Source organism: Gordonia sp. UBA5067, from assembly GCF_002414845.1.
GTDB lineage: Bacteria > Actinomycetota > Actinomycetes > Mycobacteriales > Mycobacteriaceae > Gordonia > Gordonia defluvii.
In genome coordinates, this window is record NZ_DIAX01000059.1 from 47,383 (window position 1) to 72,233 (window position 24,851).

Annotated in this window: 28 protein-coding genes; 2 read left to right on the forward strand and 26 right to left on the reverse strand. The window is 67.6% G+C overall.

The window, feature by feature from the left end; translation table 11 throughout:
- The 3 genes from ispG to dxr form a co-directional block, all read right to left on the reverse strand.
- On the reverse strand, positions 1-767 hold a 767-nt coding region (gene ispG, locus B4M62_RS10110), incomplete at its 3' end, for a flavodoxin-dependent (E)-4-hydroxy-3-methylbut-2-enyl-diphosphate synthase (RefSeq protein WP_290707279.1).
- Between the two features lie 11 nt (positions 768-778).
- On the reverse strand, positions 779-1,999 hold the full coding sequence (locus B4M62_RS10115; RefSeq protein WP_290707281.1) for a M50 family metallopeptidase: 1,221 nt from the start codon (positions 1,997-1,999) through the stop codon (positions 779-781).
- 34 nt (positions 2,000-2,033) lie between these two features.
- Positions 2,034-3,212: a 1-deoxy-D-xylulose-5-phosphate reductoisomerase gene (dxr, locus tag B4M62_RS10120; RefSeq protein ID WP_414651818.1), complete on the reverse strand. Its 1,179-nt coding sequence runs from the start codon at positions 3,210-3,212 to the stop codon at positions 2,034-2,036.
- Positions 3,213-3,280: 68 nt separating this feature from the next.
- Between dxr and B4M62_RS10125 the strand changes: the two genes are divergently transcribed.
- Positions 3,281-3,541: a DUF2631 domain-containing protein gene (locus tag B4M62_RS10125; protein ID WP_290707285.1), complete on the forward strand. Its 261-nt coding sequence runs from the start codon at positions 3,281-3,283 to the stop codon at positions 3,539-3,541.
- 73 nt (positions 3,542-3,614) lie between these two features.
- Here the strand turns inward: B4M62_RS10125 and rlmN are convergent, their stop codons facing one another.
- The 6 genes from rlmN to rpsB form a co-directional block, all read right to left on the reverse strand.
- Positions 3,615-4,718 (reverse strand): 23S rRNA (adenine(2503)-C(2))-methyltransferase RlmN, encoded by a 1,104-nt coding sequence (gene rlmN / locus B4M62_RS10130; RefSeq protein ID WP_290707287.1) that lies wholly within the window; start codon positions 4,716-4,718, stop codon positions 3,615-3,617.
- 161 nt (positions 4,719-4,879) lie between these two features.
- Positions 4,880-5,743 (reverse strand): phosphatidate cytidylyltransferase, encoded by an 864-nt coding sequence (locus B4M62_RS10135; RefSeq protein ID WP_290707289.1) that lies wholly within the window; start codon positions 5,741-5,743, stop codon positions 4,880-4,882.
- 12 nt (positions 5,744-5,755) lie between these two features.
- On the reverse strand, positions 5,756-6,313 hold the full coding sequence (gene frr, locus B4M62_RS10140) for a ribosome recycling factor (protein WP_290707291.1): 558 nt from the start codon (positions 6,311-6,313) through the stop codon (positions 5,756-5,758).
- 17 nt (positions 6,314-6,330) lie between these two features.
- On the reverse strand, positions 6,331-7,065 hold the full coding sequence (pyrH, locus tag B4M62_RS10145) for a UMP kinase (RefSeq protein WP_290707293.1): 735 nt from the start codon (positions 7,063-7,065) through the stop codon (positions 6,331-6,333).
- Positions 7,066-7,245: 180 nt separating this feature from the next.
- The gene (gene tsf / locus B4M62_RS10150) at positions 7,246-8,070 is read right to left on the reverse strand and encodes a translation elongation factor Ts (RefSeq protein WP_290707295.1); all 825 of its coding nucleotides are present in this window, start codon (positions 8,068-8,070) and stop codon (positions 7,246-7,248) included.
- Between the two features lie 54 nt (positions 8,071-8,124).
- The gene (rpsB, locus tag B4M62_RS10155) at positions 8,125-8,970 is read right to left on the reverse strand and encodes a 30S ribosomal protein S2 (protein WP_290707296.1); all 846 of its coding nucleotides are present in this window, start codon (positions 8,968-8,970) and stop codon (positions 8,125-8,127) included.
- A gap of 270 nt (positions 8,971-9,240) precedes the next feature.
- On the opposite strand from rpsB, the gene B4M62_RS10160 reads away from it, so the two are divergent.
- The gene (locus B4M62_RS10160; RefSeq protein ID WP_414651819.1) at positions 9,241-9,732 is read left to right on the forward strand and encodes a M23 family metallopeptidase; all 492 of its coding nucleotides are present in this window, start codon (positions 9,241-9,243) and stop codon (positions 9,730-9,732) included.
- Between the two features lie 44 nt (positions 9,733-9,776).
- Here the strand turns inward: B4M62_RS10160 and B4M62_RS10165 are convergent, their stop codons facing one another.
- The 17 genes from B4M62_RS10165 to B4M62_RS10245 form a co-directional block, all read right to left on the reverse strand.
- Complete coding sequence (locus tag B4M62_RS10165; protein WP_290707300.1) at positions 9,777-10,445, reverse strand: M15 family metallopeptidase; 669 nt, start codon at positions 10,443-10,445, stop codon at positions 9,777-9,779.
- Positions 10,446-10,458: 13 nt separating this feature from the next.
- Entirely contained in the window at positions 10,459-11,376 is a 918-nt protein-coding gene (locus B4M62_RS10170) for a tyrosine recombinase XerC (RefSeq protein ID WP_290707302.1), read from the reverse strand.
- Between the two features lie 85 nt (positions 11,377-11,461).
- Positions 11,462-12,331 carry a siderophore-interacting protein gene (locus tag B4M62_RS10175; RefSeq protein WP_290707304.1) on the reverse strand — a complete coding sequence of 290 codons (870 nt, stop codon included), beginning with the start codon at positions 12,329-12,331 and terminating at the stop codon, positions 11,462-11,464.
- A gap of 43 nt (positions 12,332-12,374) precedes the next feature.
- Positions 12,375-13,508, reverse strand: coding sequence for a DNA-processing protein DprA (gene dprA / locus B4M62_RS10180; RefSeq protein ID WP_414651820.1), 1,134 nt, complete (start codon positions 13,506-13,508; stop codon positions 12,375-12,377).
- A complete protein-coding gene (locus B4M62_RS10185) occupies positions 13,505-15,022 on the reverse strand; it encodes a YifB family Mg chelatase-like AAA ATPase (protein ID WP_290707306.1) in 1,518 nt (505 codons plus the stop codon). The genes dprA and B4M62_RS10185 overlap by 4 nt, the downstream gene beginning before the upstream one ends.
- On the reverse strand, positions 15,022-15,423 hold the full coding sequence (locus B4M62_RS10190) for a YraN family protein (protein ID WP_290707308.1): 402 nt from the start codon (positions 15,421-15,423) through the stop codon (positions 15,022-15,024). The genes B4M62_RS10185 and B4M62_RS10190 overlap by 1 nt, the downstream gene beginning before the upstream one ends.
- A 95-nt stretch (positions 15,424-15,518) precedes the next feature.
- Positions 15,519-17,111 (reverse strand): GMC oxidoreductase, encoded by a 1,593-nt coding sequence (locus B4M62_RS10195; protein WP_290707310.1) that lies wholly within the window; start codon positions 17,109-17,111, stop codon positions 15,519-15,521.
- A 108-nt stretch (positions 17,112-17,219) separates the two neighbouring features.
- Positions 17,220-17,777, reverse strand: a complete 558-nt coding sequence (locus B4M62_RS10200; RefSeq protein ID WP_290707312.1) for a TetR/AcrR family transcriptional regulator — start codon at positions 17,775-17,777, stop codon at positions 17,220-17,222.
- Positions 17,778-17,817: 40 nt separating this feature from the next.
- A complete protein-coding gene (locus tag B4M62_RS10205; protein ID WP_290707314.1) occupies positions 17,818-18,123 on the reverse strand; it encodes a DUF2469 domain-containing protein in 306 nt (101 codons plus the stop codon).
- Complete coding sequence (locus B4M62_RS10210) at positions 18,120-18,797, reverse strand: ribonuclease HII (RefSeq protein WP_290707316.1); 678 nt, start codon at positions 18,795-18,797, stop codon at positions 18,120-18,122. The genes B4M62_RS10205 and B4M62_RS10210 overlap by 4 nt, the downstream gene beginning before the upstream one ends.
- Before the next feature lie 11 nt (positions 18,798-18,808).
- Positions 18,809-19,573 carry a signal peptidase I gene (gene lepB, locus B4M62_RS10215; protein ID WP_290707318.1) on the reverse strand — a complete coding sequence of 255 codons (765 nt, stop codon included), beginning with the start codon at positions 19,571-19,573 and terminating at the stop codon, positions 18,809-18,811.
- Positions 19,574-19,627: 54 nt separating this feature from the next.
- Positions 19,628-19,969, reverse strand: a complete 342-nt coding sequence (rplS, locus tag B4M62_RS10220; protein ID WP_290707320.1) for a 50S ribosomal protein L19 — start codon at positions 19,967-19,969, stop codon at positions 19,628-19,630.
- 145 nt (positions 19,970-20,114) lie between these two features.
- Positions 20,115-20,822, reverse strand: a complete 708-nt coding sequence (gene trmD, locus B4M62_RS10225) for a tRNA (guanosine(37)-N1)-methyltransferase TrmD (RefSeq protein WP_290707321.1) — start codon at positions 20,820-20,822, stop codon at positions 20,115-20,117.
- 2 nt (positions 20,823-20,824) lie between these two features.
- Positions 20,825-21,358: a ribosome maturation factor RimM gene (rimM, locus tag B4M62_RS10230; protein ID WP_290707323.1), complete on the reverse strand. Its 534-nt coding sequence runs from the start codon at positions 21,356-21,358 to the stop codon at positions 20,825-20,827.
- A 19-nt stretch (positions 21,359-21,377) separates the two neighbouring features.
- A complete protein-coding gene (locus B4M62_RS10235; RefSeq protein ID WP_290707325.1) occupies positions 21,378-21,623 on the reverse strand; it encodes an RNA-binding protein in 246 nt (81 codons plus the stop codon).
- On the reverse strand, positions 21,620-22,177 hold the full coding sequence (gene rpsP, locus B4M62_RS10240) for a 30S ribosomal protein S16 (RefSeq protein WP_290707327.1): 558 nt from the start codon (positions 22,175-22,177) through the stop codon (positions 21,620-21,622). The genes B4M62_RS10235 and rpsP overlap by 4 nt, the downstream gene beginning before the upstream one ends.
- Positions 22,178-22,369: 192 nt before the next feature.
- On the reverse strand, positions 22,370-24,796 hold the full coding sequence (locus tag B4M62_RS10245) for an arylsulfatase (protein WP_290707453.1): 2,427 nt from the start codon (positions 24,794-24,796) through the stop codon (positions 22,370-22,372).
- Positions 24,797-24,851 lie beyond the last annotated feature (55 nt).

A 24,851-nucleotide genomic window follows, 5' to 3' on the forward strand; every position in this document is an offset into this window, starting at 1 on the left:
GAGACGCGGATGGTGTCGCCGATCCCCTCGGACAGCAGTGCGCCGAACGCGACCGCGGATTTGATGGTGCCCTGGAACGCCGGACCCGCCTCGGTCACCCCGAGGTGCAGCGGGTAGTCGCACTGGGCAGCCAACTGGCGGTAGGCCTCGACCATGATGACGGGGTCGTTGTGCTTGACCGAAATCTTGATGTCGCCGAAGCCGTGCTCCTCGAACAGCGATGCCTCCCACAGGGCCGACTCGACGAGCGCCTCCGGGGTGGCCTTCCCGTACTTCGCCATCATCCGGCTGTCCAGCGATCCGGCGTTGACGCCGATGCGAATCGGGATACCCGCGGCACCGGCCGCGCGCGCGACTTCTTTGACCCGACCGTCGAATTCCTTGATGTTGCCGGGGTTGACGCGCACCGCTGCGCAGCCCGCATCGATCGCGGCGAAGATGTACTTCGGCTGGAAGTGGATGTCGGCGATCACCGGGATATTGGCTTTCCGGGCGATCTCGGGCAGCGCGTCGGCATCCTCCTGCCGTGGACAGGCGACACGGACGATGTCGCAGCCCGCCGCGGTCAGTTCCGCGATCTGCTGCAGCGTCGCATTGACGTCGTGCGTCTTGGTCGTGGTCATCGATTGCACCGAGATCGGGCTCTCGCTGCCCACCCCGACGTCGCCGACGCGGATCTGCCGGGTCTGCCGACGGAGCGCGAGCGTGGGCGGCGGGCCGGCGGGCATACCGAGTCCGATGGGAACGGGCGAGGATGGGCTGGTCATTTTCAGAAACCTCAGAACAGCTTGATCGGGTTGATGATGTCGGCAACGAGGGTCAACACCATGAAGGCGCCCATCACGGCGACGACGCCATAGGTCAGCGGCATCAGCTTCATGTAGTCGACCGGGCCGGCGGCGACCTTGCCGAGCCGGCGCCGCACGGTGTCACGGATCTTCTCGTACGCGGCCACCGCCATGTGCCCACCGTCGAGCGGCAGCAGCGGCACCAGGTTGAACAGCCCGAGGAAGAAGTTGATGCTGATCAGCAGACCGAGGAACAACTCCCACACGCCGCGCTCGACGGCTTCGCCGCCGATCACCGATGCGCCCCACACGCTGATCGGGGTGTCCGCCGAGCGCTCGCCACCGGTCACCGCGGTCCAGAGTGCGCCGATCTTCGTCGGAAGCGACCACAGGGCGTCCCAGGTCGCCTCAAACATCTGCCCGGTGAAGACGACCGACGCCGGAATCGCGGACCCGAGGCCGTATTTTTCCGGAACGGGCGGGGCCGGGTACTTCAGGCCGACCATCTGGCGCTTCTGGGTCGTCGTCGTGCCGTTGGGGCCGGGACCGGTGATCGTCACCGGTGTCGGCGTGACGGTCAGATTCAGCAGTTGCCCGCCCCGCTCGACCCCTAGTGCGACCGGTCCGCTCGCACTACCGAGCAGCGGCGTGACCTCGGCCGCCTTGGTGACGGGCTTCCCATTCACCGAGACGATCGTGTCGCCCGGACGCAGCCCGGCCTCGGCGGCGGGGCCGGCGCCGGTACACGGCACGGCGTTCTCGCCCTTCTCGTTGAGTTGCGGTGCCACACAGAACGTTGCGGCGACCACGGCCGGGGTCGGTTGGGGCTTGAGGTTCGGCAGACCCCACCCGACGGCGAGCACGACGATGAGCACAAAGCCGAGGATGAAGTTCTGCAGGGGACCCGCCAGCAGCACGACGAGCCGCTTCCACGGCTTCTGCTTGTACATCGCGCGCGACTGCTCGTCGGGAGTCAGTTCGTCATAGGGCGTCATCCCGGCGATGTCGCAGAACCCACCGGCGGGAATGGCTTTGAAGCCGTACTCGGTCTCGCCGCGACGGGTCGACCACAAGGTGGGGCCGAATCCGACGAAGAAGCGGCGAACCTTCATGCCGGTGGCCTGCGCGGCCCACATGTGGCCACACTCGTGCCAGGCCACCGACAGCACCAATGCGATCGCGAATCCCGCGACCCCGAGGGCAAAACTCACTGGTTCGACTCCGTTGCTCTAACCACCGCTGCGCTTAGCACCGTTGTTCTAACACCGCGGCGGCCCGGGCCCGGGCCCACCGGTCGGCGGCATATACCTCGTCCACAGTACCTGGCTGCGCCCGCCACTCGTCGGCCGTGGCGAGCACTTCGGCGATGGTCGGCACGATGCGGTCGAACCGCAATCGGCCGTCGAGGAATGCCTGCGCGGCGATCTCGTTGGCGGCGTTGTAGACGGCCGTCAGACTCCCCCCGGCCGTGCCCGCCGCGCGGGCAAGGGCGATCGCCGGGAACACCTCGTCGTCGACGGGTTCGAACGTCCATTGCGACGCAGTGGCGAAGTCGCAGGCAGCCGATGATCCGGGTACTCGATCGGGCCAGCCGAGGGCGAGGGCAATGGGCAGTTTCATCGACGGCGGCGACGCCTTCGCGATGGTCGCGCCATCGACGAAGGTGACCATCGAGTGGACGATCGACTGCGGGTGGACCGTGACGTCGATCCGGTCATAGGGCACGCCGAACAGCAGGTGCGCTTCGATCACCTCCAGCGCCTTGTTGACCAGGGTGGCCGAGTTCAACGTGATCATCGGCCCCATTGACCAGGTCGGATGATTGCCCGCCTGCTCCGGCGTGACATCGCGCAACTGTGCTGCACTCCAGCCGCGAAACGGCCCGCCCGACGCAGTCAAGACCAGTCGGTCGACCTCGGCCGCACTGCCGCCGCGCAGGCACTGGGCGATGGCCGAGTGCTCGGAGTCGACGGGGACGATCTGCCCGGGCGCCGCGGCGTCCATCACCAGTGACCCGCCGGCCACCAGGGACTCCTTGTTGGCCAATGCCAGCCGCGCCCCCGCTCCCAGTACCGCCAGACTCGGCGCCAGGCCGCGCGCGCCGACGACGGCGTTGAGTATGATGTCGGCGGGCACCGCCTCGACGAGATCGACCATCGCGGCGGGACCGGCGTGCACACCCGGACCAACCGCCTCGACGACCTGCGCCGCGGCCGTCTCGTCGGCCACGGCGATCGCCGTCGACGGCACGCCGAAGTCGCGCGCCTGCGTGATCAACATCGCAGCGTTGGCACCGCCCGCACCGAGCCCGACGACGGTGAAGCGCTCCGGATGCTCGGCGATCACTTCCAATGCCTGGGTGCCGATCGACCCGGTCGAGCCGAGAATCAGTACACGAGTGCTCACTCCGACATTCTCCCCCATCCATGGAAAGCGACCGCGCGCCGGTTATGATGACTGCCAACAGTCCGTACCGTCGAAGGAGTCGTCAAGTGGCTAGCACCGAGGTCGATCACCCCAGCGTTGACACCGGTTGGGTCCGCGAGCCGGCCGATGCGCCGTCGGCGCGTTTCGGATGGCACGGATTCGGCCGTAAGACCGCCGCCATCGCCGGCTGGGTGGTCGTCATCGCCCTGCTCGGCATGACGATCGGCAATCACACCGGCAAGGTCGAGGACGTCTTCCTGGTATGTATCGCCATCGGTTTGGCGTTCGTCCTTCTCAAGAACACCCTGGCGCCGAGTCGCCGATAGTCGACTCGGCCCAATATCCCGCCCAACCCTCCGCTGGAGCTAGCCCTCCGCTAGCCCCAGCCCTCCGCTGGAGCTAGCCCTCCGCCGCCAGCTGTCCGCAGGCGGCGGCGATCTCTTGACCACGCGTGTCGCGCACGGTGCAGGAAACGCCCTGCGCACGCACCCGCGCCACGAACTCCCGCTCTACCGGTTTAGGACTCGCGTCCCATTCTGATCCCGGCGTCGGGTTGAGCGGAATCAGATTGACGTGAACCAGCGAGCCCAGCGCATCGCGCAGTTTCACACCGAGCAGGTCCGCTCGCCACGGCTGATCGTTGACGTCGCGGATCAGTGCGTACTCGATGGAGACGCGCCGGCCCGTGGTGTCGGCGTAGTAACGGGCCGCATCGAGTACCTCGGCCACCGACCAGCGGTTGTTCACCGGAACCAGCGTGTCGCGCAACTCGTCGTCGGGAGTGTGCAAGGACACCGCGAGGGTGACAGCCAGCCCCTCGTCGGCCAACCGCCGGATCGCGGGGGCCAGTCCGACCGTCGACACGGTGACCGATCGCGCCGAGATGCCCAGACCCTGGGGTATGGGTGACACGATCTTGCGCACCGCGTCGACGACGCGCCGGTAGTTGGCCAGCGGCTCCCCCATGCCCATGAAGACGACGTTGGACAGCCGCCCGGGCGCACCGAACTCGCCGTCCCGCAGGGTGCGTGCCGCCGACCTGACCTGGTCGACGATCTCGGCGGTCGACAGGTTGCGGTCGAGCCCGCCCTGCCCGGTCGCACAGAAGGGACAGGCCATTCCACAGCCGGCCTGCGAGGAGATGCACAGCGTGTTGCGCTCCGGGTAGCGCATCAGAACGCTTTCCAGCAGCGTGCCGTCGTGCAGGCGCCACAGTGTCTTGCGCGTGGTGTGGTCGTCGGTGTCGATGGCCCGGACCGGCGTCATCAACGCCGGGAAGAGTTGCTCACCGACGTCGTCGCGAACGGCGGCGGGCAGGTCGGTCATCTCGGCGACGTCGGCGGACAGTCGCGCGTAGTAGTGGTTGGCCAACTGCTTCGCCCGAAACTTCGGCAGACCGAGTCGCTCGACCACGGTTGCAGCCTCGTCGGGGGAAAGGTCGGCGAAATGGGTGGGCGGCTTGCCACGCTTGGGCGCGTCGAACACCAGCGGCAAGGAAGTCATGGGCCGATTCTCCCACGTCGGAGCCGGGCCACACCAACCCGATGCGCCCGACGGCTCCCGTCCGCACCCGAGCCCCCGGCGACGAACGCCGGCCCACCGCGCGCCCTCGGGTCGGCCACGGTCATCGGCTAGTGACTGATCCACTGCACTTCGGGGCCCAGTCAGAGCAGCGCGGACAACACCGCCCATACGATGAAAGCCGACGGCAGCAGTGAATCGAGGCGATCCATGATGCCCCCGTGACCGGGCAGCAAAGTGCCCATGTCTTTGATCGCCAGGTCGCGTTTGACCTGGGATTCGACGAGGTCGCCGAGCGTCGCACAGAACACCAGGACCGCCCCAAGGATCATCCCGATCCACCAGTGACTGTCGAGCAGGAAGACAACGCAGCAAATCGCACCCACCACGCCGAAAGTCAACGAACCGGCGAGCCCCTCCCACGACTTCTTCGGGCTGATCGCCGGGACCATGGGGTGCTTGCCGAACAGCACACCGGCGGTGTAGCCGCCGACATCGGAGCACACGACGACGATGATCAGTGTGAAAACACGCTGCGGACCATGATCCTGCAGCACCATCGCAGCTCCGAACGAGGCGAGCACCGGGATCCACAGCAACACCAGGACGGAGGCGGAGAGGTCTGGCAGGTAGTTCACCGGCGCCGCCGTCAGTCCCTGGCTCAGCAACCGCCACACCATCGTGACCAGCACTGTCGCCACGAGTGCCACGAGGACGCCCGTGGTTCCCCACTGCCACGATGATGCGATGATTGCGGCGCAGCCGACCAGCAACGGAACGACGGGGACGGCGAAGCCGTTCTCCCGCAGCCGCTTGACGAGCTCCCACGTGGCAATCACCATGGCGACGCCAACCACGACGTACCACCACGCCGGCGCGAGCAGCAGGACGGCGATGCACAGGCCGCCGAGGGAGGCGCCGAAGCCGATCGCGGCGGGCAGGTTACGTCCGGCCTTCGACGGCTTCTTATCGGCGGCGGCGGCGGGCGGCGGTGGCGTAGTGGTCATCGAGGTGTCCGCTCAGACTTCGAGCAGCTCGCCTTCCTTGTGTTTGACGATCTCGTCGACGTGCGCGACGTAGGTCGAGGTCGTCTTGTCCAGTTCCTTCTCGGCGCGCACAACCTCGTCCTCACCGGCCTCGCCATCTTTCTGGATGCGCCTGAGTTCTTCGGCCGCCTTGCGCCGCACGTTGCGGATCGCAACCTTGGCGTCCTCCCCCTTCGTCTTGGCCTGTTTGACCAATTCCTTACGACGGTCCTCGGTCAACTGCGGAATCGCCACCCGGATGATGTGACCGTCGTTGGTGGGGTTGACGCCCAGATCGGAATTGCGGATGGCCGTCTCGATGTCGCCGAGCGAGGACTGCTCGTAGGGTTTGATGACGACGAGCCGGGCCTCCGGGGTCGCGATACTGGCAACCTGGGTGATCGGCGTCGGCGAACCGTAGTAGTCGATGACCACACGGTTGAACATCGACGGGTTTGCCCGCCCCGTTCGGATCGAACCCATGTCGTCCTTCGCCCGCGACAGAGCCTTCTCCATCTTCTCCTCGGCGTCGAGCAGCGCGTCGTCAATCATCGGTATCTACGTTTCTCCTAGGTCGTCACGAGGGTGCCGATGCGCTCGCCCGCGATGGCGCGCGCGATGTTGCCCTCAGTCAACAGATTGAACACCAACATCGGCATCTTGTTGTCCATACAGAGGCTGAACGCGGTCGCGTCGGCGACTTTGAGTTCCTTTTCCAGCACCTCTCGATGGCTGATCTCGCTGAACATCGTCGCTTCCGGGTCATCCCGGGGATCCGCGGTGAACACGCCGTCAACGGCTTTGGCCATCAGCACGACCTCGGCCTTGATCTCCACTGCACGCTGCGCGGCGGTGGTGTCGGTGGAGAAGTAGGGCATTCCCATGCCGGCTCCGAAGATCACCACGCGCCCCTTCTCCAGGTGGCGGACGGCGCGCAGCGGCAGGTACGGCTCGGCGACCTGCCCCATCGTGATCGCGGTCTGCACCCGGGTGGTCACCCCACGCTTCTCTAGAAAGTCCTGCAGGGCCAGGCAATTCATGACGGTGCCCAACATGCCCATGTAGTCCGAGCGGGACCGGTCGAGGCCGCGCTGTTGCAGTTCGGCGCCGCGAAAGAAGTTGCCGCCGCCGATGACGACCGCGATCTGGGCACCGTCGCGCACGACCGCGGCGATTTGGTCGGCGACCGCGGCGACCACATCCGGGTCGAGCCCCACCTTGCCGCCGCCGAACATCTCCCCGCCCAGCTTCAGTAGGACCCGCTTGTATCCGTGCCGAGCAGTACTGTCTCCCGACCCCGACATGTGACTCCTCGCTTCCGCGACCCGACTGGGCCGGCTCAGACTGTTCCAGAACCCGTACCGGTGGATACCGGCAGCGCGCACTGGTCTCATCTTAGGCTGCACGCCACTGGGCCCCGCCCCCGACCGGTCGGACGGATTGGCGGGGCCCAGCGGCTGTTGCGGTTGGCTGTTGCGGTCCGGCTAGGACTGCCCCACCTCGAACCGGGTGAAGCCTTTCACCGTGACGCCGGCGTCGGCGAGAATCGCGCCGACGGTCTTCTTGGAGTCGGTGACCGACGGCTGGTCGATCAAGACGACGTCCTTGAAGAAACCGGTCAGGCGGCCCTCGACGATCTTGGCCAGCGCCTGCTCCGGCTTGCCCTCCTCGCGAGCGGTCTGCTCGGCGATCCGGCGTTCATCGGCCTGAACCTCCGCGGGTACCTCATCACGACTCGCGTAGCGGGCCTTGAGTGCGGCGACCTGCATGGCGGCCCCGCGCGCGACCTCGGCAGCAGCATCGCCGTCACCGTCATAGGACACCAGCACGCCGACGCCCGGAGGCAGATCCGACGCACGCTTGTGCAGGTAGACCGCGACCGGGCCACCGTAGTAGGCGACGCGGCGCAATACGAGCTTCTCGCCGATCTTGGCCGAGAGGGCTGCAATCGCGTCGGCGACAGTGCCGTCGCCCAGCTTGGCGGCCTGGAGCTCGTCGACGTTGCTGGTCTGTGCCACCAGCGCGGCCTCGAGGACCTGATCGGCGAGCGCCTGGAACTCGTCGTTCTTGGCGACGAAGTCGGTCTCGCTGTTGAGCTCGATCATCGCGCCGCCGCGAGCGGCGACCAGGCCCTCGGCCGTCGATCGCTCAGCACGCTTGCCGACGTCTTTGGCACCCTTGATGCGCAGTTCCTCAACGGCCTTGTCGAAGTCGCCGTCATTGTTGGCCAGGGCGTTCTTGCAATCTAGCATGCCCGAGCCGGTGAGCTCACGAAGCCGTTTGACGTCGGCTGCGGTGTAGTTCGCCATGGGTGGCGAGCCTCCTTGTTGGATTGGCTGGATGGATAGTCGTACGCGCCGCGACTACTCTGCGACGGGTGCCTCGGTGGCCGGCGCCTCGGTGGCGGCGGTTGCCTCGGCAGCAGGTGCGTCGGTCGAAGCAGTGGCCTCGGCAAGTAGTTCCTGCTCCCACTCGGCAAGCGGCTCGCCGGCGGCCGGCTTGTCGTCGCCGGCGGACTGTCCGGCCCGGGCCTGCACGCCTTCGGCAACGGCCGAGGCGACCACCCGGGTCAGCAGCGCCGCGCTGCGGATCGCATCGTCGTTGCCCGGGATCGGGTAGTCGACGAGGTCCGGGTCGCAGTTGGTGTCGAGGATCGCGATGACCGGGATGTTGAGCTTGCGCGCCTCGCCGACGGCGATGTGCTCCTTGTTGGTGTCGACGACCCAGATGGCCGAGGGCACCTTGGCCATGTCGCGGATACCGCCGAGCGTGCGCTCAAGCTTGTTCTTCTCGCGGGTGAGCATCAAGATTTCCTTCTTGGTGCGTCCCTCGAAGCCGCCGGTCTGCTCCATGGTCTCGAGTTCCTTCATGCGCTGCAGGCGCTTGTGAACGGTCGAGAAGTTGGTGAGCATGCCGCCGAGCCAGCGCTGGTTGACATACGGCATGCCGACTCGGGTCGCCTCGTCGGCGATCGATTCCTGCGCCTGCTTCTTGGTGCCGACGAAAAGGACGGTGCCGCCGTGGGCGACGGTCTCCTTGACGAACTCGTAGGCACGGTCGATGAAGGTCAGCGTCTGCTGCAGATCGATGATGTAGATGCCGTTGCGGTCGGTGAAGATGAAACGCTTCATCTTCGGGTTCCACCGGCGGGTCTGATGTCCGAAATGCGCGCCGCTGTCCAGCAGCTGCTTCATGGTCACGACAGCCATGGTCGAGACTCCAATTCTTTTGCAGTTGTCATCGCCCGCCGGGTTTGGCGGATGATCCTGATGCTTGCCACGGCGACGGGCCCGAACTCTCGGGACTGCCCGTGCCGCGCCGACCAGCGAAGATCGGTAGCGAGCATGCGAAGTCACGTCATCTGGCACAAGCCGTGATGAAGTGCGTGGTCAAGTCTAATGGCGCAGGTCGCGGCTACCAAATCGACGTTTCAGAGCACTCGCGGGAACCGCGTGTCGGCGCGGTGCGTCCAACTTCACATGCGCTCGCCGATAATTCCCGGATGTCTGCTCGTTGCCCTCTTCGTGGCGCCGCACGCGGATGCGGCGGCTCGCTACGGCTGGCCCCTGCAGCCGCGACCACCAGTGGTCACCGGCTATGACCCGCCCGCGCAGCGCTGGCTGCCCGGCCACCGCGGTGTCGATCTGGCAGCCAGTGCCGGGCAACCGGTCACGTCGGCCGGCGACGGCACAGTCACCTTCGCCGGGCAGGTCGGCGGCAGACCAGTGGTATCGATTCGGCATTCGGCCACCCTGTGGACAACCTACGAACCGGTGGAAGCGCAGGTCCGCGAGGGCGACACCGTGCGCCGCGGCGACGTCATCGGGGCCGTCCACGCCGGCCATGAGGGCTGTCCGGTCAGTGCCTGCCTGCATTGGGGTGCCCGCACCGGTCCCGGTGCGGGCGGCGGCTACCGCAACCCATTGGGCCTGGTGGGACACTTGCGCGTACGGCTCTTTCCGGTCTCGTGAACAGTTGGCAACCGTCGCCGGTGCGAGGGCCGCTGCCCCGCGTCCTAGTTGACCGGCGCACGCAGATGTGGGCGCGGCGAGCCCGATCCGGGACCGTCGTAGTGCCACCACTCACCTTCGTACTGCGCGATCCCGCCCGATGCCATAGCTTGGCGCAACGTCGCACGGTTCCGCTGGGCGACGGCGCTGATCCCACTGGCGTTGGCATGCGAGGCGGGGGTGAAGTCGTCAAAGCCGGTACCCATGTCGAGGCGACGGCCGGCACGGGCGGCCAGTGTGACATCGACGGATCGCCCCGCTTCGTGGCTGGTCGCCTTGCCGCCGGGCTTGGCAACCCACGCCGGATTGGGCACGACCTGCCACATCTTCACCTGCGCCGAATGCGGCCGGTAGCAGTCCCAGAACACCAGGCGCAATCCCTTATCTCGGAGCTGGGCAGCCGCCTTGGCCAGCCCTGGCGCCATCGACCGGTGCACCAGACAGCGCGCATCACTCGGATACAGCCTGGTCTTGGTGAAGTTGTCGCTCGTCGCATAGCGCAGATCGACGATCGCGCCAGGAACCACCGTGCGCACGTCGACGAGGCCGTCAGCCGCGGCGGCCGGGCTGACCGGTGGCACCGCGTGTGCCGGCGAGGACAAGCCGCCGAAGGAGGACCCCGCCACGGCGAGCGCGGTTGCGGCGAAGACGGCGGCACGAAGACTCGGTCTCATCACGGCGACCACCCTATGCCCTGGGGTGGGCTTGCGCGTGGACCGCGCGAAGCCGCTCAACGCTGACGTGGGTGTAGAGCTGGGTCGTGGCCAATGACGAGTGCCCGAGCAACTCTTGCACGATGCGCAGGTCCGCACCACCCTCCAGCAGGTGGGTGGCGGCGCTGTGGCGCAGCCCATGCGGTCCCATGGCGGGTCCGCCGACCGCCTCGACGGCCCGGGTGACGACCGACCGCGCCATTCGCTGATCAAGCCGCCCGCCCCGGGCGCCGAGAAGCAGCGCCGCCCCCGAGGCCGCGGTGGCCACCTGTGGCCGACCGTCGCGCAGCCAGCCGGCGAGCGCTTGCGCGGCCGGGCGGCCATACGGCACGGTTCGCTGCTTGTTGCCCTTCCCGGTGACCCGGATGACCGACCGGGAGTCGTCGACATCGTCGATATCGAGACCGCACAACTCGCCGACCCGGATCCCACTGGCGTACAGCAGTTCCACGATGAGGCGGTCGCGCTGCTGCATCGCCGACGGAGGTTCGCCGATCGCCTGGTCCCCGGCGGCCACCGGCGCCTGGGCGACGGCCCGTGCCTGCTCCGGCGACAAGACGTGCGGAAGGATGCGATGCGACTTCGGTGCCTGCAGTCGCACCGCCGGATCGGCGGCGAGGATTCCCTCGCGTGCCGCCCACGCGCCGAAGGTCTTCGCGCTCGACACCTGCCGGGCGATGGTCGTGCGGGCGATGCCGCGCCGCGTCTGTTCGGCCAGCCACGCCCGCAGCAGCGCGAGGTCGAGGTCGGCGACGGCGACACCGCGCGCGCCTGCGAAGGCGACCAGCCCGCGGATATCGCCGGTATAGGCGCGGACGGTGTGTTCGCTGCGCGCCTTCTCCAGGCGCAGGTGTATCGCGAACTCGTCGATGACACCGTGCTGCTCACCCATGTCGACCAGTCCACGCCGCCGGGCGCGACCGTGCAATCCGGCTCGCTCGGCCGCGATCAGACCGTTACCGGACGTCGTGCGCCGATCAGCCGGGGGGCTGCTCTTCGGTCTTGCGGAGTTCGGCCTTCCACTGCCGGAACCCTTCTTCGGTTCGGCCGCGGCGCCAATACCCGGAAATCGACGCGTTAGCGGCGCTCACTCCGCGCACCCGCCGGATATAGCCACGAAGGTTGTGCATCACCGCCTGCGCCTCCCCGTGGATGAAGACCTGTGGCTCGCCGTCCCACCAGGGCGCGGCACGGACCGCGGCAATCAGCGGAGCGTTGTCTCCGGCCACCTCGTCGCCGACCTCACCGGCGCCCCCGCCGCGGTGAATCCAGCTGATCTCAACGCCGGCGGGAGCCGTCAGCGTCAGTTCGTCGCCGGCGTCAGCGACCTCGATGAATGCCTGGCCGCGCGCGTCGGCTGGCAAGGACTCCAGGGCCGCCGCGACGGCGGGCAGGCCGGCCTCGTCGCAGGCGAATAGATGCCACGGCGCGTCGGGGCGGGGACGATAGCCACTCCCGGGGCCGACGAATCGCACGGCCTCCCCCGGTTGGGCGCGCAGGGCCCACGGGCCGGCGAGGCCCTCGTCGCCGTGGACGACGAAGTCGACCGCGAGTTCCCGGCTGACCGGGTCGTAGCTGCGCACGGTGTAGGTGCGCAAGACCGCCCGATCAGGTTCGCCCGAACCACCGCGCAGGGCGGTCGCGTCGATGTCGTCCGGCACTGGCGACCCGTCGGGCATGAACACGATCTTGATGTACATGTCGGTGTCCCAGTCGGTGCTCACATCATCGTGTCCACGCACCGGCACGAAGCCGTCGAATCCGTCGCCGCCGAGGTGCACGCGGACGAAATGCGGACTCAGTCGCTCGGTCCGCAGCACCCGCATCGTGTTCTGCCGCTTGGCCATCTGTCCCTTCCCACGATCGTTCCGCCAGCCTACGCAGATCAGCCTAACCAGGAATCAGCGCCCATCCACTGCCGACCGCGGTGACGAAGCCGTCGACCTCCAGCCCGGCCAGCGCGGCCAACACCCGGCCGACGTCCACCCCCGACCCGACAGCAATTTCATCGACCGTGATCGTCCCGGACCCCGGAATCGCCTCGTAGACGAGTTGCCGCTCACCGGTCAGTGCGTCGACCCTTCGCACCGGCCCACGGTTGGGCCCGCCTTCACCGTCCGGGGCGGCGAGGGAGATGAGGGCCTGCGCGTCGACAATGAGGGCCGCCTGGTCGTCGGCGATCATCCGGTTGCACCCCACCGACATCGACGACGTCACCGGCCCGGGAACCGCACCCAACGGTCGGCCGAGCTTGTGCGCCCAGGCCGCGGTATTCGCCGCCCCGCTGCGCCGGCCGGCTTCGACGACGAGGACCGCCGCGGAAAGGGCCGCGACCAACCGGTTGCGGGTGAGGAAACGGTGCCGGGCGGCCGTAGTCCCCGGCGGATACTCGCTGACAATCAGTCCGTCACGGGCGATAGCCGCGAAGAGCTGCGCGTGCGACGCCGGGTAGTCGACGTCGATTCCACACGCCATTACGGCCACCGTGGCGCCGCCACTGCCCAAGCAGGCCCGGTGGGCGGTCCCGTCGATGCCGAATGCGCCGCCGGAGATCACCGTCCAGCCCGCCCCGACGAGCCCGCCGACGATCTGCCCGGTCACATACTCCCCGTACGACGTCGAGTTGCGCGACCCGACGACGCCGATTCCGGTGGCCACTTCCGCAGCCAGATTCTTGGGCCCCCGGAGCCACAGCGCCAGTGGCGGCCCCCCGCGCTCCCTAGTGTCGGCCGACCGCAGGCCCCACAGCTGCCACCCTGGCCACTCCTCGTCGTCGGGGGTCACCAGCCGAGCCCCGATCTGCGCTGCTCGGTCCAGGTCGGCAGCCGCGATATCACAATCGGCCCGGGCCGCGGTGGCACCCAACAGGCCCACGTAGCCGGCTGGCAGGCGCCGCGCCCGGATGGCGGCCGCCGCCGCACGTGGCCCCTCGGCCTCGACGAGCTCGCGCAGCCCGGTGTGCGGGGGCTCGGCCACGCGAGACAGATAGGCCCACGCCCGCAGCGTCGCCTCGTCGGCGCTCACGCGAATCCCCCTCGATCGCGGTACAGCAGGGCCTGGGCCACATCGTCCTCGACCGGGTGGTCCGCGCCCCGTAGGTCGGCCAACGTCCAGCTAAGCCTTAGCGCGCGGTCCGCGCCCCGGGCCGTCACCCGGCCGTCACGCAGAAAGAGCTCGACCGGACGCATCGCGGCCGGTACGAGCCGGAATTCGCCGCGCAACGCCGGCCCGGGGACCTCCCCGTTGGTGCGCCACCCATGCTGCGCCCACCGTGCGATGGCGGCGGCGCGGGCGGCGACGACGCGCGCACGCACCGCCGCGCTGGGCTCGCCCGCTTCGGTGAGCAGCGCGGCATTGCCCGGCGGGTTCATTCGGACCCGAATGTCGATGCGGTCCATCAGCGGGCCGGACAGCCGACCCAGGTAGCGACGCCGAGTGACCACCGAGCACACGCAGTCGACGTCGTGCGCGGGCGCACAGGGACACGGGTTGGCGGCCAGCACCAACTGAATCCGCGCGGGATAGGTTGCCACCCCGTCCCGCCGCGACACCCGGACCTCCCCTTCCTCCAACGGCTGTCGCAGGGCGTCTAGCGCCTTGGCCCCCATCTCGGCGCACTCGTCGAGAAACAACACCCCCCGATGGGCGAGCGACAGGACCCCCGGCCCGGCGATCCCGGTCCCACCACCGAGCAGTGCCGTCATCGACACCGAGTGGTGTGGCGCGATGAACGGTGGTTCGACGATGAGCGGCCGCGCGGGCGGCAGGGTACCGGCGATTGAGTGAATCGCCGTGACCTCCAGCGAATCATCCGAGCCCAGCGACGGAAGTATCCCCGGCAGCCGGCGGGCCAGCATCGTCTTGCCGATGCCCGGCGGGCCGGTCATCAGCACGTGATGCCTCCCCGCCGCCGCGATCTCCAGGGCCCGGCGCGCCTGACTCTGCCCCACGACGTCGGTCATATCCGGCACCACAGGCCCGGTGTCGTCGACCAGCGGCGCCGAGGTGTCGAGCACGAACTCACCGTTCAACCACCGACACACCTCGCCGAGGGTGCTCGCCCCGTTGATCTCGATCTCGGCGACCAGGGCGGCCTCGGCGGTGTTGGCCATCGGGACGACCGCGCGGGCGAAGCCGGCCCGCCGCGCCTCAATCAGGCACGGCAGCACACCGCGCACCGGCCGGATGGCACCGTCGAGGCCCAGCTCGCCGAGGAAGACCGTCGACGGCACCTTCTCGCTGGAGACTTTGTTGTCCGGCACCGCCAGCACAATGCTCACCGCCATGGCGAGGTCGTAGACCGGCCCAGACTTTGGCATATTCGCAGGAGCGAGAGCGACGACGACCTTCAGATCCGGAAACTTGAAGCCGGAGTTGACGACGGCCGGCCGCACCCGATCACGGGCCTCGCGCAGCGCGGTATCGGCGAGCCCGGTGATCGAGAAGCCGGGGGTGCCCCGGCTCGTGTTTGCCTGAACCTCGACCACGCGCGGAGCGAAGGCATTGAGTCCGACCGAGAACGCCCGCCCCAGCGCCATCAGTCCACCACTCCACGGTGGTGGCGCAGCAGCGGTGCGCCGGCTGCCCCGTCCATCCGGATGGAGATGACGTCGTAACGCAGCGAGTCGAAGTACTCCAGCTCACCGAACTCCCGTTGTTCACCGATCCACATCCAGGCGAGTCTCGTCATCCGCGCCAGCTTGTCCTCGGTCACGGCGGCCACCGGGTCGTCGTAAACGGCACCGTTGCGGCGCGTCTTAACCTCGACGACGACCAGGATGTCGGCGCCGCCGGACGGGTTGGGCTCCCGCGCGATCAGGTCGAGTTCCCCGTACCTGGTGCGCCAGTTGCGGGCGCAGACATGCCATCCCAGCGTCGCCAGGTAGTCCGCGGCGATGCCTTCGCCCACCGCTCCGAGTCGCTGTCGATTCCCAGTCACAACAGCGAGCGTGCCGCACCCACCGGCCGCCGGGCCCCACTCAGCGCCGCACCGCCGCCACCCTGGGGATGAGGTGGAACTGTGGAATACGACGGTCAGAGCGTGGTGCCGACGTCGGTGGCGACGAGCCGATCTAACGCCCGCTCGGCCACCGCCGCGATCGTCATCGACGGATTGCACGCCGCGCAGTTTCCGGGCAGCAGGGCACCGTCGATCACATAGAGGCCGCGTTGACCGCGCACCCGTCCCTCCAGATCACAGACCGTGCCCATGTTTGCCCCACCGAGCGAATGCCAGGTCGAGTTCACGGTCCGATTCGTGTCGACCAGCGTCGACCGGGGACCAACGATCCGGCGCACCGCCGGACCGATGTACCGGTTCTGGATCACGGAGTCACCCGTCGCCGGCCAATGCAGGGATGCTTCGTCTCGCGACGCGTCATAGGTGAACCGGCCCCGACTGGCGCTGACGCCATACCCGACCAGCATGGTCGACCGGGAGGACGCGGGAGTGGGCGGCATCGACGCCTGGATCACGGTGAAGGCCGATGCGGGGTCGGACCAGTTGAGGCTGCCGTACACCACTGGTCCGCCCTGCACCGGCCCGAAGTCCGCCTCGGGATCGGTCCAGTTGTAGATTCGATCGGCGTTGGTCCCCCACCCTTGACCGAGCTCATCGGGCAATTCGCCGATGTGCCCAAGCGCACCTGCACGAACCAGGACTTTGGTGGTGTTGACGCTTCCTGCCGACATGATCAGGCTGCGCGTGGTGAGGATCTTTTTCTGCAGAACGCGACCGGTGTCGTCTAGCCGGTCGACATGCAGTTCCCATTGGCCGCGCGGAGTCCGATACACCTCGGTGACGTTGTGCTGGGTCCACACCGCAGCCTTGCCGGTCGCCTCCGCCGCCTTGATGTAGGTGACGTCGACGCTGAACTTTCCGCCGTTGTTGACACCCATCGCACCCTCACCGGTCGTATACGACGGCCGCATCTCGCCCCGCAGTTCGGCGAGCGCGAAGTTCCAGTCAATCGGCATCGGAATCTTCGACAGCGGCAGGCCGGCCTGGCGCACCTGGCGGGCAAAACACCGCGCTGCACGGTAGTTCGGTGAGTTGATCAACGCGTTCGGCGCCGTCGCCAGGTGCAGCATGGACGCCACTCGCCGATAGTGGACGCGGTTCATCAGGTCCCAGTCCAACTGCTCGGGGAAGTGGGTGTTGAACACTTCGCGGCTCGGTTGCAGCGACATGCCCTGATAGACGAGCGATCCGCCGCCGACGCCGGCCGGGCACAGCGCCGTCATGTTCTCCCCGACTACCGACTCAACCAAGCCCAGATACGGGTCGACGCGAACGGGACGCCCGAGGATCTCCGCGGCCGACCGATACCACAGCATCCGCCGGTCTGGGTCGGTGGCACTCGGAAAAGTTGTGGCGTTGGGCCCCGTCGGCCATCGTCGGCCACGTTCGAGTACCACCACCCGCACACCGGCTTGAGCCAACCGCAGCGCCGCGACCCCACCGCCGAAGCCCGACCCGACGACGATCACGCGGTGCTCTTCCCGAACGGTTCGCACTCGCCGTCGAGGAGCGGCATGGACCAGCGACGGTGCGCCGGCGGCAGCCGTCAGAGTTGCGGCGGCACCGACGACGAAGGTTCGGCGAGTCAGGCTGGGGTGAGCAGGCATATGTTCGTCCCGGGATGTGAGCTGAATCTCGATGGATGGAGATCCAAACCTTGACACCACCTCGTAAATGTGTCAAGTTTTCCCGGTTGGGCTTATCGAAGCGGCCGACTAACGCGCAAGTTCGGTCAAGGCCGGAACGAGCCAGCGCCCAAGTAGTGCCCGCAATTCCTCCGGCCGCTGATCGGGCTCGCCGAAAAGGAAGAAGGTCAAGCTCAAGTGCGTCGCAACCTCGGCCACCTCGTCGATGCGGTCGAAATCCTTCGCGATCGGCTCAAGAAACTCCAGGGCCACCACCTTGGCACGGGTGAGCACCCCCGGATCGAAGAGTGGATTGCCGCCGCCGACCCCGATCATGGCGGCGATCGCCGGCGTGCTGCGGGCGAAACCGACGCCGCCGACGATCAGCTCGACAACGAAGTCGACCGGGTTCCCAGTTCGACCGGTCGCGGCCCGAAGATCGTCCGTCGCGGCGCGGGTGAGATCGGCCATCGCCTCCGATACCAACGCCTCGCGGGTACCGAAGATCGAATGCACCGTTTGCCGTGAGACCCCGGCGAGGCCGGCAGCCGCAGCGATCGTGACACCCTCGAAGCCATCTCGAGCGATGAGATCGAGGGTGGCGTCGATGATCTTTCCCCGTGAGCGCACCATGCCAGTATCAGCCACGCAAACCCTGATCGCCGGGACGCCGGCCCAACGGGCGAGGCTACTCGGGCAGCCGAAGCTCGGGCTGCTCGATCTCCTCGATGTTCACGTCCTTGAACGTGATAATCCGGACCTGCTTGACGAAGCGCGACGGACGGTGCAGGTCCCACGCCCAGGCATCGGTCAACCGCAGTTCGAAGTAGACCTCACCATCGGCATTGCGCGGCGCCATATCGACGCCGTTCGCCAGGTACATCCGGCGGTCGGTCTCCACCAGGTAGGTGAACTGGCCGACGATGTCCTTGTACTCGCGGTACAGCGACAGCTCCAACTCGGCTTCATAGTTCTCGAGATCGTCGGGGCTCATGGATTCAGGGTATCGCGCACCGCATGTGCGGCGACGTTGCGATAGGACATGCGATGCTGGGGCGACGGCCCGAGTTCGGCGACCCGTGCCATGTGGTGACCGGTCGAGTACCCCTTGTGCACCGCGAAGTCATAGCCGGGAATCTCCTCGTCGAGGCCGGTCATGATGTCGTCGCGCGTCACTTTGGCGAGGATGCTCGCAGCGGCGATGCACGCCGCACTGGCGTCGCCGGCGATGATCGGCAATGACGGCACCGGCAGTCCGGGGACGACGAAGCCGTCGGACAACACATAACCGGGCGCCGGGCGCAATGCCGCGACCGCCCGCCGCATACCCTCGATATTGGCCACGTGGATGCCGATCCGATCGACTTCCGCCGCCTCGATGACCACCACCGAATACGCCTGGGCGTACTTGCGGATCGCGCCGTACAGCCGGCGGCGCCGCGGCGGCGCGACCTTCTTAGAGTCGTTCAGATCGGCCAGCGCGCGCAGCTGGTTCGGCTTGAGCACGCAGGCGGCGACGACGAGCGGGCCCGCACAGGCACCGCGCCCGGCCTCGTCGACTCCGGCGACCGGGCCCAGCCCGCTGTTGTGCAGCGCGAACTCGTAGGTGCGCAGCGACGCGGCCCGCCGCACCGGTGAACGCGGCGGCCAGCGCAGTGAAGCCGGCATCGTGGGGCCCACTACTGCTGCGGATTCTCCGATCCGACCCCGCCGATGCGCGAGATCGGCCAGATGACGAATCGAACCTTGCCGCGGATATCGGATTTGGGAACTGTGCCGTGGAACTCGTCCTCGGTATGAAAGCGTGAGTCGGCCGAATACGTCCGGTTGTCGCCCATCACCCAGTAGTTGCCCGCCGGCACGGTGATCGGACCGAAGTCGGGACCCAGGCACGGACCGGCATCGGGGACGCGGGACTGCAGCTCACGGTTCACATACGGCTCGCGCAGCGCCTTGCCGTCGACTTTGATGCCGACGTTCTCCGCGGCACGACATTCGACGGTCTGCCCGCCGGTCGCGATAACGCGCTTGACCAGGCTGTACTCGTTGGGCGGCGCGTATCCGAACCACGAGAGCACATCGAGGAACTTGCCCCGCAGCCCCTCCGACGAACGCGGCGCCCCGCCGCTGTCCCAGGATTCGCTGGGCGCCTTGAAGACCACCACGTCGCCGGGCTTCGGGTCGCCGAAGCGATAAACCAGCTTGTCGATGACGATTCGGTCGTTGGAGCAGCCCGCGCAGCCGATGAGGGTGGATTCCATCGACTCCGACGGCACCACGTACTGACGGAATAGGAAGGTCTGCCCGACCCAGCTGATCAGCAGTACGATCCCGATGATGATCGCCAGTTCGCGCCAGAATGAGCGCTTCTCCTGAGGTTCGTCGTCCTTCTTAGAACCCCAGGGACGGACATCGGAATCGTTATCGTCGTTATCGTCGGACACGACTCCACAGCCTACCGGTCTGGGCGCCCGAAGCACCGCACGCGGTAAGCCGCGTCAGCGCTTTTCCTTGATCTTGGCAGCCTTGCCGCGCAGGTCGCGCAGGTAGTAGAGCTTTGCCCGACGGACGTCACCACGGGTGACGACATCGATCTTGGCGATGGTGGGGCTGTGCACCGGGAAGGTGCGCTCCACGCCCACGCCGAAGGACACCTTGCGGACGGTGAAGGTCTCACGCACACCGCCACCCTGGCGGCGGATCACGACGCCCTTGAAGACCTGGACGCGCTCCTTGGAGCCTTCGATGACCTTGACGTGTACGTCGAGGGTGTCACCGGGGCCGAAGTCGGGCAGGTCGTCGCGGAGGGACTGCTTGTCGAGTGAGTCCAGGGTGTTCATTGTCGGTCGTCCAATCTGGCGTGTGCGTGAGTAGAGGAACCTGGCGGCCAGCTATCTGGATCAACCGGTTCATGCTCCGAGCGTTATGGTGTCGACGCGGGGCCGGCATGGGCCTGACCTGCCGCGTGGCAACCGCTCCATTGTGTCAGGAGCGGTCGGGCGGCAGCAAATCGGGTCGCCGCTCCGCCGTGCGGTGCTGCGCTTGATCGCGGCGCCACGCCGCAACCTTCGCGTGATCTCCCGACAGCAGTACCTCGGGGACCTCAAGCCCGCGCCAGGACACCGGCCGCGTGTAGCTGGGCCCCTCGAGCAGGCCGTCGGAGAAGGAATCATCTTGATGGGACACCGGGTTGCCGAGGACTCCGTCGATCAATCGGGCCGTGGCCTCGATCATCGCCATGGCCGCAACCTCTCCCCCGATCAGGACGAAGTCGCCGATCGACACCTCTTCGACGCGCATGCGCCGGGCCGCGTCGTCGACGACGCGCTGGTCGATGCCCTCGTAGCGGCCGCATGCGAAGACCAGGTGGTCCTGGGTGCTCCAGCGCTGGGCGGTGGCCTGGGTGAACGGGACACCGGCCGGCGTCGGCACCACCAGGATCGGGCCGCTCACCAGGTCGGAATCGACACCGCACACGTCGTCGAGCGCCTCGCCCCACACCTGGGGCTTCATCACCATCCCGGGACCGCCGCCGTACGGGGAGTCGTCGACGCTGCGGTGCACATCGCGGGTCCAGTCGCGCAGATCGTGCACGTCGAGGGAGACGAGGCCCTTCCCGATCGCCTTCCCCAACAGCGCTTCGCGAAGCGGTGCGACATAGTCGGGAAAGATCGTCACGATGCTCAACCGCACGCCTAGGCCTCCAACAACCCGTCGGGCGGATCGATGAGGACGCTGTCGCCCCGCGTGATGGTTGGGACGATCTCACTGACGAACGGAACCAGGATCTCGCGTCCATCGTCCGCGGCGGTGACGACAAGCAGGTCGGAGCCGGGCAGGTGAATCACGTCGCGCACCACCCCGACATCGTCACCAGCAATCGTGCGCACGGGCAACCCGATGAGTTCGTGATCATAAAACGCGTCCGGATCGTCGCCGGAATCCACGTCGGCGGCATCGATGAGGAAGAGCAGGCCGCGTAGATCGTCGGCGGCCGTGCGGTCATCGACGCCCTCCAGCGACACTAACAGCCGCCCGGAATGATTCCGGGCGGCTGTGATGGTGAACCGGCGTTCCTCGGTGCGCTTGGCTCCCTTGGCACGCGGCAACTGACCGCGTAGCGAGGTACCGGGCACGAACCGAAGCTCAGGATCGTCGGTTCGGACGTCGACGATCAGTTCGCCGCGAATTCCGTGGGGCTTGGCCACGCGGCCGATCACCAGGTCCACGCGTATCCCCCAGCTTCGTTCAGCGGTCGGTGTCGACGATGTCGACGCGCAGTCCACGGCCGCCGATACCGGAGACGAGGGTGCGCAGCGCGGTGGCGGTGCGGCCGTTGCGGCCGATCACCTTGCCGAGATCCTCGGGGTGCACATGCACCTCGATCAGTCGGCCGCCGCGCCCACCGGAGAGCAGTTCGACGCGCACATCGTCGGGGTTGGCGACGATACCGCGCACCAGGTGTTCGACAGCGTCGGCGACTACGGCACTCACGCCTTGTCCTCGGACTCGGCGAGCACCTCCGGCACGGTCTCGCCGTCGGCGGCCAGATCTTCCTTGACGGCCTCGGTCTCGGGCTCAGCGGTCTCCGGCGCCTTCGAAGCAGTGGCCTCGTCCTGCGCTTCCTGCGCGGCCTCGACCGTGTCGGCCTTCTTCTTGGCGGCGGCCTTCTTCTTGGGTGTGGTGGCCGCGGCGGCGGGCTCGTTGTCAGCGGCGGCCAGCGCGGCGTTGAACAGATCCTGCTTGCTCACCTTCGGCTCAGCGACCTTCAGGGTGCCCTCGGTGCCCGGCAGGCCCTTGAACTTCTGCCAGTCACCGGTGATCTTCAGGATCGCGGCCACCGACTCGGTCGGCTGCGCGCCGACACCGAGCCAGTACTGCGCGCGGTCGGAGTCGACCTCGATGAACGAGGGATCTTCCTTCGGGTGGTACTTGCCGATGGTCTCGATGACGCGGCCGTTGCGGCGCGTGCGAGCGTCGGCGATGACGATGCGGTACTGCGGTTGGCGGATCTTGCCGAGACGGGCGAGCTTGATTTTGACAGCCATGTTTCCTTCAGTTGGTCACAGCGCAATTCAGCGACCCCCACCTGGTGCGCGGGTCCGGTTTTGCGTTTGCTTCGGTGTGACCGCCGGCCGGTGCGTAACCGGGTCCGGCGAACCGACCCCCCATTGTGCCAGGTGGGCCACGCCCACCCAAACCGGGCGGTCCCACCGACCGGCGGGACCGCCCGGCCGGAATCAGCCGGCAGCGCCGTCGGCGACCGCCTGGATGGCCGCGTGCTGGTGCAGCGCCTGCTCCGCCTGCGGGTCGATCGGGTGCAGATCGAAGACAACCTCGTGCACGGTCCCGGTGAACCGATAGGGCGCCTGCTGCTCGTAGGCCCGATCGACGACGAGGCCGTTGTCGCAGCCGATGTCCATGCCCGCGTACGACGTGAACGCCACCGGCACCGTCTTGGCCATCGGCCCGGCGCCGATCTGTTCATCGTTGGCCCACAGCGTCACGGTGCCGCCGGAGCCCGGTGTGGGCGAATCGCTCTCGAACAGCATCTTGACGGTGACGTCCCCGGTGGGCAGCGGTTTGGTGGCGACCTGGCGATACGTCTCCACACCGAGGAACGAGTAGGTGTGGTGGAGCAGGTGCTCGGCGTCCACCCAGAGTCCGTAGCCGCCGATGAAGTCCGCGTTCGCCACAACAACCCCCTCGGCGCCGCCCTCGGGGATGGTCAGCCGCGCCTCGATCGAATAGGAGCGCCCCTGGATCCGTGGAGTCATGCCCCGCTGGATGTTCTCCACACCGCCACGGAAGGAGAACCGTGTCGTCGGCGGCATCGGCGGAACGATCCCGAAGAACACCGACATCCCGCCGAGCAGGGGCAGGGCCCGGTTGCGCTCTGCCTCTTTCCACCACAGGTCGACCAGCTCGGCGACCTTCTCAGGGTGCTTATCGGCGACGTTGTTCGCCTGGGAGAAATCGTCGGGCAGGTAGTACAACTCCCACACGTCGGCGTCGGGGTCGTACTTCCCGGGCGCATACCGCGCGAGGGTGGCCGGTGAAAAGTCCCACGGCGCCTTGTCCAGCCGGGTGCAGGCCCACCAACCGTCCCGATAGATCGCCCGGCTGCCGAACATCTCGAAGTACTGCACGGTGTGCAGTTCGGGGGCGTCAGAGTCGGTGAAGGTCGCCAGGAAGCTGGTGCCGTCCATCGGTTCCTGGTCGATGCCGTCGACGCTGTCGGGAACCGGCAGGCCGATGGCCGCCAGAATGGTGGGAGCGACGTCGATGCAATGGGTGAACTGGCTCCGGGGCGTCGCATCAGGGGTGATGCGCGCCGGCCACGAGATCACCATCGGGTCCCGCGTGCCGCCCAGGTGGCTGGCCATCTGCTTGCCCCACTGGAACGGCGTGTTGTTGGCGTGGGCCCAGGCCGCCGCGAAGTGCGGGGCGGTCTTGTCGCTGCCGAGCGCCTCGACGCCGCCGTACTGCTCGATGAGGGCCAACTGCTGGTCGGGCTCGAGTACGACGCCGTTGAGGAAGGTCATCTCGTTGAACGAGCCGGTGATCGTCCCCTCCATCGAGGCACCGTTGTCGCCCCAGATGAACACGACCAGCGTGTTGTCGCGCTCGCCGAGTTCGTCGACGGCGTCGAGCAGGCGCCCGACATTCCAGTCGGCGTTCTCGGAGTACCCGGCGAAGACCTCCATCTGGCGGGCGTAGAGCTCCTTCTCATCGTCGGTCAAGGTATCCCAGGCCGGGAACAGGTCCGGCCGATCGGTCAGCTCGGTGTCCGGCGGCACGAGGCCGAGCGACTTCTGGCGCTCCAGTGTCTGCTCGCGGTAGACGTCCCAGCCGCCGTCGAACTTGCCGGCGTACTTGTCGGCCCACTCGTGGAACACATGGTGGGGCGCGTGCGTCGCGCCGGTGGAGTAGTACATCATCCACGGCTTCTCGGCGTCCTGGGCCCGCACCGCGTGCAGCCAGTCGACCGCTTTGTCGGTCAGGTCGTCCGGGAAGTAGTAGGGCTTGCCCTCAGTACCCGCCGGCACCCCGACCACCGCATTGTCCTGGGTGATGACCGGGTCGTACTGGCCGGCCGCGCCGGACAGGAAGCCCCACCAGTGGTCGAATCCCCAGCCCTGCGGCCACCGGTCGAACGGGCCGGCCGCGCCCTGCACATCGTCGGGGGTCAGATGCCACTTGCCGAAACCGCCGGTAACGTAGCCGTTCTCTTTCAGGACTCGGGGCAGCGGCCCGCAGCTGCGCGGCAACGTCGCCGAATATCCCGGAAACGGTCCCGGGTACTCGGCGATCGAGCCGAACCCGCAGCGATGGTGATTGCGACCGGTCAGCAGCGCCGCCCGAGTCGGCGAACACACCGCGGTCACGTGGAACCGGTTGTACGTCAGCCCCTCGCTCGCCACCCGAGTCAGCGTCGGGGTGCTGATCGCCCCACCGAAGGTGTCCGGCCCGCCGAAGCCGGCGTCGTCAATGAGGACGATGAGCACGTTCGGCGCACCGTCGGGCGGCGCGACGGGCGCGATGGCCCCCCAATCCGGCGACGATTCGCCCACGGTACGACCAATCGTGCCTGTGAAAGGCGGGTCGGCGATGGGTAGTTTGCTGCGATCCACAAAAGCCTCCTGCGTCGTTGCTGCCGGACCGATGGACGACGGAGCCGACGCCGCTGACACAGCGGCGTCCCGCACGATCCAGATCCGA